The following is a 6,009-nucleotide window of genomic DNA, read 5'->3' as shown; positions in this document are numbered from 1 at the left end:
CCGGCCTCAAGTCGGAAAGCTACATCGAACTCGAGGAATTCCTCAACGATCAGGGTGCGGTCGAGGTCAAGATCGGCGACTTCGTTCAGGTTGCGATCGAACAGCTCGAGAACGGTTTCGGCGAAACGCGTCTGTCGCGTGACCGCGCCAAGCGGGTCGCCGCCTGGAACGCACTGGAACAAGCGCTGAACGACGGAACGCTGGTCGTCGGAACGATCACCGGCAAGGTCAAGGGCGGGCTGACGGTGATGACCAACGGCGTTCGCGCTTTCCTGCCGGGATCGCTGGTCGACATGCGGCCGGTCAAGGACACCACGCCTTACGAGGGCAAGACCTACGAGTTCAAGGTCATCAAACTTGATCGCAAGCGCAACAACGTCGTCGTTTCGCGCCGTGCGGTACTCGAAGCCAGTGTCGGCGAAGAACGCGACGCGCTGCTTGCGGCGCTCAAGGAAGGCAGCGTGGTCAAGGGCGTGGTGAAGAACATCACCGACTATGGCGCCTTCGTCGACCTCGGCGGCATCGATGGTTTGCTGCATATCACCGATTTGGCCTGGCGTCGCGTGCGCCATCCGTCGGAAGTGCTGGCTGTCGGCGACGAGGTGCAGGCCAAGATTCTCAAGTTCGACCAGGAAAAGAACCGTGTTTCGCTCGGCCTCAAGCAGTTGGGCGAAGACCCCTGGGTCGGCATTTCGCGCCGCTATCCGCCGACCACGCGCCTCTTCGGTCGGGTGACGAACCTGACCGACTACGGCGCCTTCGTCGAGATCGAACAGGGCATCGAAGGCCTCGTGCACGTTTCCGAAATGGACTGGACGAACAAGAATGTCCATCCATCAAAGGTGGTTCAACTGGGCGACGAAGTCGAGGTGATGATTCTCGAGATCGACGAGGACCGCCGCCGCATTTCGCTCGGCATGAAGCAGTGCGCGGCCAATCCGTGGGACGAGTTCTCGATGAATTACAAGAAGGGCGACCGGGTGCGCGGTGCGATCAAGTCGATCACCGACTTCGGCGTCTTCATCGGCTTGCCGGGCGGCATCGACGGCCTCGTTCATCTCTCCGACCTGTCGTGGTCGCTGCCCGGCGAAGAGGCGATCCGCAACTTCAAGAAGGGCGATGAAGTCGACGCCGTGGTGCTTGCCATCGATACCGACAAGGAGCGGATTTCGCTCGGCATCAAGCAACTCGACGGTGATCCCTACACCAGCTACATTGCCACGCACGACAAGAACAGCATTGTTTTTGGTGTGGTCAAGTCGGTGGATGCACGCGGCGCGGTGGTCATTCTCGACGGCGACATCGAGGCCTACCTGCGTGCTTCTGAAGTCTCGCGCGAGCGCATAGACGACCTCAGCAAGGTGTACAAGGAAGGCGACAAGATCGAGGCGATGATCATCAACATCGATCGCAAGACGCGTTCGATCAGTCTGTCGATCAAGGCCAAGGATCAGGCCGAGCAGCACGAGGCGATGCAGAAGTTCTCGGCCGACAGCAGTGCCAGTTCGGCGACGACCAACCTTGGCGCTCTGCTCAAGGCCAAGCTCAACACCCCTCAGTAGGATGACGGATGACCAAGTCGGATCTTATCGCTCAACTGGCGGCGCGTTTTTCGCAACTCGTGACCAAGGATGCTGACCTCTCGGTCAAGATGATCCTCGAGGCGATGGCCGAAGCGTTGGCCAGGGGTGACCGCATCGAGATTCGCGGCTTCGGAAGTTTTTCGCTGAACTACCGGCCGCCGCGCACGGGCCGGAATCCGAAGTCGGGTGAGAAAGTCGACGTCCCGGAAAAGTGGGTGCCGCACTTCAAGGCAGGTAAGGAATTGCGGGAACGCGTCGACGGCTCGCAGGAACCGGTGGTCTGAGTGGTCGCTTAGTCGTAGCATGCGGGCGGCGCGAGCCGCCCGTTTCTCGCCGGGAAGTGAGTGATGCGTACGCTGCTCTGGCTGTCGCGAATTCTGCTTTTTCTCTTCCTCTTTGCGTTTGCCGTGCGCAATACCGATCCGGTGGCCGTGCGCTTCTTCTTCGATCTGGCCTGGCACGCGCCCTTGGTGATCGTTCTCCTGAGTTTCTTCGTTGGTGGGGCAATTGTCGCCGTCCTGTCGCTGATGGCGACCATCTTTCACTTGCGTCGTGAGTTGGCGACGGCCAGACGGGAGCTGGAACAGGCGCGTCTGGTGCACGCTGGCGAGCGCGAAGCGCAGGCGTGATCGACTTGGACAAGAAGGTGCGGACCCTGCACAGGGAGAAGGTTGATCGGACATGATTGAGTTCGAATACTGGCAGTTGCTGCTTTTCCCGCTGTTCTTCGGTCTTGGCTGGGCGGCGGCGCGGATCGACATCCGGCACCTGGTGCGCGAGTCGCGCAGCCTGCCGCGCTCCTACTTTCAGGGGCTCAACTTTCTCCTCAACCAGCAACCCGACCGGGCGATCGAGGCTTTTGTCGAGGCGGTCCGGGTTGATCCGCAGACGATAGAACTGCACTTTGCACTGGGCAGCCTGTTCCGCCGGCGTGGCGAAACCGAGCGGGCGATTCGCATGCACCAGAATCTGATCGAACGCGAAGACCTGAAGCAGGACCTGAAGCTGCAAGCGCTCTCCGAGCTTGGTCAGGACTACCTGAAAGCCGGGCTGCTCGACCGTGCCGAGGAGGTCTTCGACCGCTTGCGCGACTCGGCGCTGGCGGAAGACGCCAAGCGCAACCTGCTGGAAATCTATCAGCTCGAAAAGGACTGGGAGAAGGCGATCGCGATTGCCTCCGAGCTGCCGGACTACGCTTCACACAAAGAGATTGCCGAGTACTTCTGCGAACTGGCAGCCGCAGAAATGATTCGTTCGCGGCACGACCTGGCGGTCGGCTACCTGCAGACCGCACTCGAACGCAACCGCAAGTGCGTACGCGCCAGTCTGTTGCAGGGCGACATCCACCTGCAGCAGGAGCAGCCGGCGGCGGCCATCGAATCCTGGCAACGCATAGAGCAGCAGGACCCGACGTATCTTGCGCTGGTCGCGCAGCGCCTGCTCGAGGCTTTCCGCAAACTCGAGCGGCGTGAGGAGGGTCTGCGCTTGCTCAACGGTTATCTCGAACAATATCCGTCGCTCGATCTGCTCGACGTCGTTTTTCAACTCGTCCTCGAAAGCGACGGGCCGGAAGCTGCGTACAAGCTGGTGCGTGACGAACTCAAGCGCAATCCGACGCTGCTCGGTTTCGACAAGCTGCTCGAAGCCCGGCTACTGGTTGCTACGCCGGAAGTGCGTCCGGATCTCGAACTGGCCAAGGGAATCGTGCACGGGTACACACGCCGATTGGCGCGTTATCGATGCGATAATTGCGGGTTCAAGGCGCGCCAGTTCTATTGGCGCTGCCCGGCTTGCGGCGGCTGGGAAACCTACTCGCCCAAGCGCAGCGAAGAATTCGATCTTGCTCCCTAGCTTGCAACCTTGCTGCCGCCGCTTCCCCAGCGCAGCGTCAATGTACTTGCCGATGACCCGACTGTCGTTCGTCCACTTGCGTCAGGCCCTGTCCGCCGATTCGCTGAATCTGGGCAGACGGCTGCAGTACGGCGCCGATTCGGGTATTCGCCGCTGGTCGCGGCGCGCGCGGTCGGCGCTCGGCGCACGCAACACGCTTCTTCCTGTCTGGCAGAGCTGTCATGCACATTCCTGATCAGGCGACGGCGCGCGTCCTCGTCGTCGGCGATGTCATGCTCGATCGCTACTGGTTTGGCGATGTGGCGCGCATCTCGCCGGAAGCGCCGGTGCCGGTGGTCAAGATCGAGCGCAACGAAGAGCGACCGGGCGGCGCGGCGAACGTGGCGCGCAACGTGGCGGCACTCGGTGCGCGCGTCGGGTTGCTCTCGGTCGTCGGTGACGACGAAGCCGGGCAGAGCCTGCAGCGCCTGCTGTCGGCGAGCGGTATCGAGGTCAGCCTGCACGTCGACCGTGCGATAAGCACGACGGTCAAGCTGCGCGTCATCGGCCGGCAGCAGCAGTTGCTGCGCATCGACTTCGAGACGACCCCCTCGCACGAGGTGTTGCGCGGCAAGCTCGCCGAGTTCGCCGCGCGTCTGACCGATTTCGATGCGGTGGTTCTCTCCGACTATGGCAAGGGTGGGCTGGCACACATTGCGGAAATGATCCGGTTGGCGCGCGCGGCCGGGAAGCGAATTCTGGTCGATCCCAAGGGCGACGATTTCGCCAAATACGCCGGTGCGACGGTGGTCACGCCGAACCGGGCCGAGTTGCGCGCGATCGTCGGACGCTGGCAAGACGAGGCGGAACTGGTGCGCAAGGCCGAGGCTTTACGCAGTGCGCTCGATCTCGAGGCGCTGCTGGTGACGCGCAGCGAAGAAGGGATGTCGCTCGTCCGTGCCGGCGGCGCCGTGCACGAAAAAGCGCTGGCGCGTGAGGTCTTCGACGTTTCGGGCGCCGGTGATACGGTCATCGCGACGCTTTCCGTCATGCTGGCTGGGGGTGCCGGATGGGCCGATGCGGTGCGCGCCGCCAACGTGGCGGCGGGAATCGTCGTCGGCAAGCTGGGGACGGCGGTGGTCAGTCGCCGCGAGCTCGAGTCTGCGCTCAATTGAGGTGAGGAGATTCAATGTACACGATTGTTACCGGAGCGGCTGGTTTCATTGGTTCCAATCTGGTCAAGGCACTCAACGACCGTGGATTGCGCAAGATCATCGCGGTCGACAACCTGACGCGGGCAGTCAAGTTCCGCAATCTGGTCGACTGTGAGGTTGCCGACTACATCGACAAGGACGACTTTCTTGAACGACTGGCCGAAGGCGACTTCGATGGTGACGTCGAGGCGATCGTCCATCTCGGTGCGTGCTCGGATACGCTGGGGAGCGACGGTCGCTACATGATGGAAAACAACTATCGCTACTCGCTATCCTTGCTCGACTGGTGCCTGGACCAGGAAGTCCAGTTTCTCTACGCCTCGAGCGCCGCAACTTACGGTAGCGGCAGGGTGTTTCGCGAGGAGCGCGCGTGCGAGGCGCCGCTGAACGTCTATGGCTATTCGAAGTTCCTCTTCGACCAGGTCGTTCGCCGGCGACTCAGCGAAGTCGGCTCGTTTGCTTCGCAGGTCGTCGGCTTGCGCTACTTCAATGTTTACGGACCACGCGAAGCGCATAAGGCGCGCATGGCGTCGGTTGCCTTCCATCACTATCAGCAGTTCCGCAGCGAAGGCCGGGTCAAGCTCTTCACCGGCAGCGACGGCTACGCCGACGGCGAACAGCAGCGCGATTTCGTCCATGTCGGCGATGTGAGCAGCGTCAACCTCTTCTTTCTCGATCATCCCGACAAGTCTGGAATCTTCAATGTCGGCACTGGCCGCGCGCAGAGCTTCAACGAACTGGCGGCGGCCACGGTCAACGGCTGTCGCGCGCTTGCTGGCGAGGCGGCGCTGGACTTGCCCGAGCTGGTTCAACGCGGACTGCTCGAATACATCCCGTTCCCCGCCGATCTGGCGGGAAAGTATCAGAGCTTCACCCAGGCAGACATTTCGAGACTACGCAAGGCAGGCTACGAACTACCCTTCGCGACCGTCCAGGAAGGCGTTGCGCGCTACGTCGAATGGCTTGACCAACATGCATAGAACGCTCGAAGACTTCGTCGGCGAAACGCCGCTGGTTCGTCTGAAACGCCTGCCCGGGGCGGTGGGCGAGGCGCGCGGCAATCTCCTGTTGGCCAAACTGGAAGGGAATAACCCGGCTGGCTCGGTCAAGGACCGGCCGGCCGTGTCGATGATCGCCGGCGCCGAGGAGCGCGGCGAGATTCGGCCCGGCGATACGCTGATTGAAGCCACCTCGGGGAACACCGGAATCGCGCTGGCGATGGCCGCCGCGCTGCGCGGCTACCGGATGATCCTCGTCATGCCCGAGAATCAGAGCGTAGAAAGGCGGCAGACGATGCGCGCCTTCGGCGCCGAGCTGGTGCTGACGCCACGTGACGGCGGGATGGAACTGGCGCGCGATGTCGCCGAAGGCATGCGCAACGA

7 protein-coding genes are annotated in these 6,009 nt (G+C 62.2%); all 7 read left to right on the top strand.

Annotation, left to right across the window (positions count from 1 at the left end; all coding sequences use genetic code 11):
• A partial coding sequence (gene rpsA, locus RKP46_RS18680; RefSeq protein WP_311108018.1) for a 30S ribosomal protein S1 occupies positions 1-1,562 on the top strand: 1,562 nt, incomplete at its 5' end.
• Positions 1,563-1,570: 8 nt separating this feature from the next.
• Positions 1,571-1,867 (top strand): integration host factor subunit beta, encoded by a 297-nt coding sequence (locus tag RKP46_RS18675; RefSeq protein WP_300333098.1) that lies wholly within the window; start codon positions 1,571-1,573, stop codon positions 1,865-1,867.
• Between the two features lie 63 nt (positions 1,868-1,930).
• Positions 1,931-2,212, top strand: a complete 282-nt coding sequence (locus RKP46_RS18670) for a LapA family protein (protein ID WP_311108017.1) — start codon at positions 1,931-1,933, stop codon at positions 2,210-2,212.
• Between the two features lie 52 nt (positions 2,213-2,264).
• Entirely contained in the window at positions 2,265-3,434 is a 1,170-nt protein-coding gene (gene lapB, locus RKP46_RS18665) for a lipopolysaccharide assembly protein LapB (protein ID WP_311108016.1), read from the top strand.
• A gap of 221 nt (positions 3,435-3,655) precedes the next feature.
• Positions 3,656-4,588, top strand: a complete 933-nt coding sequence (rfaE1, locus tag RKP46_RS18660; RefSeq protein WP_311108015.1) for a D-glycero-beta-D-manno-heptose-7-phosphate kinase — start codon at positions 3,656-3,658, stop codon at positions 4,586-4,588.
• 14 nt (positions 4,589-4,602) lie between these two features.
• Entirely contained in the window at positions 4,603-5,607 is a 1,005-nt protein-coding gene (gene rfaD / locus RKP46_RS18655) for an ADP-glyceromanno-heptose 6-epimerase (RefSeq protein ID WP_311108014.1), read from the top strand.
• Positions 5,600-6,009, top strand: a 410-nt coding sequence (locus RKP46_RS18650) for a pyridoxal-phosphate dependent enzyme (protein WP_311108013.1), incomplete at its 3' end; no start/stop codon positions are given. The genes rfaD and RKP46_RS18650, both read left to right, overlap by 8 nt.

This window comes from Accumulibacter sp. (assembly GCF_031732815.1).
In the GTDB taxonomy this organism is placed as follows: Bacteria; Pseudomonadota; Gammaproteobacteria; order Burkholderiales; family Rhodocyclaceae; genus Accumulibacter.
Note: the sequence above shows the minus strand (reverse complement) of the source record. Positions and strands in the feature narration are given on the sequence as shown.

Excerpts from the sequence above, each read along its gene's own strand:
- RKP46_RS18670 (WP_311108017.1), top strand. The coding sequence starts at position 1,931 with ATGCGTACGCTGCTCTGGCTGTCGCGAATTCTGCTTTTTCTCTTCCTC.
- rfaD (WP_311108014.1), top strand. The coding sequence starts at position 4,603 with ATGTACACGATTGTTACCGGAGCGGCTGGTTTCATTGGTTCCAATCTG.
- lapB (WP_311108016.1), top strand. The coding sequence starts at position 2,265 with ATGATTGAGTTCGAATACTGGCAGTTGCTGCTTTTCCCGCTGTTCTTC.
- rfaE1 (WP_311108015.1), top strand. The coding sequence starts at position 3,656 with ATGCACATTCCTGATCAGGCGACGGCGCGCGTCCTCGTCGTCGGCGAT.
- RKP46_RS18675 (WP_300333098.1), top strand. The coding sequence starts at position 1,571 with ATGACCAAGTCGGATCTTATCGCTCAACTGGCGGCGCGTTTTTCGCAA.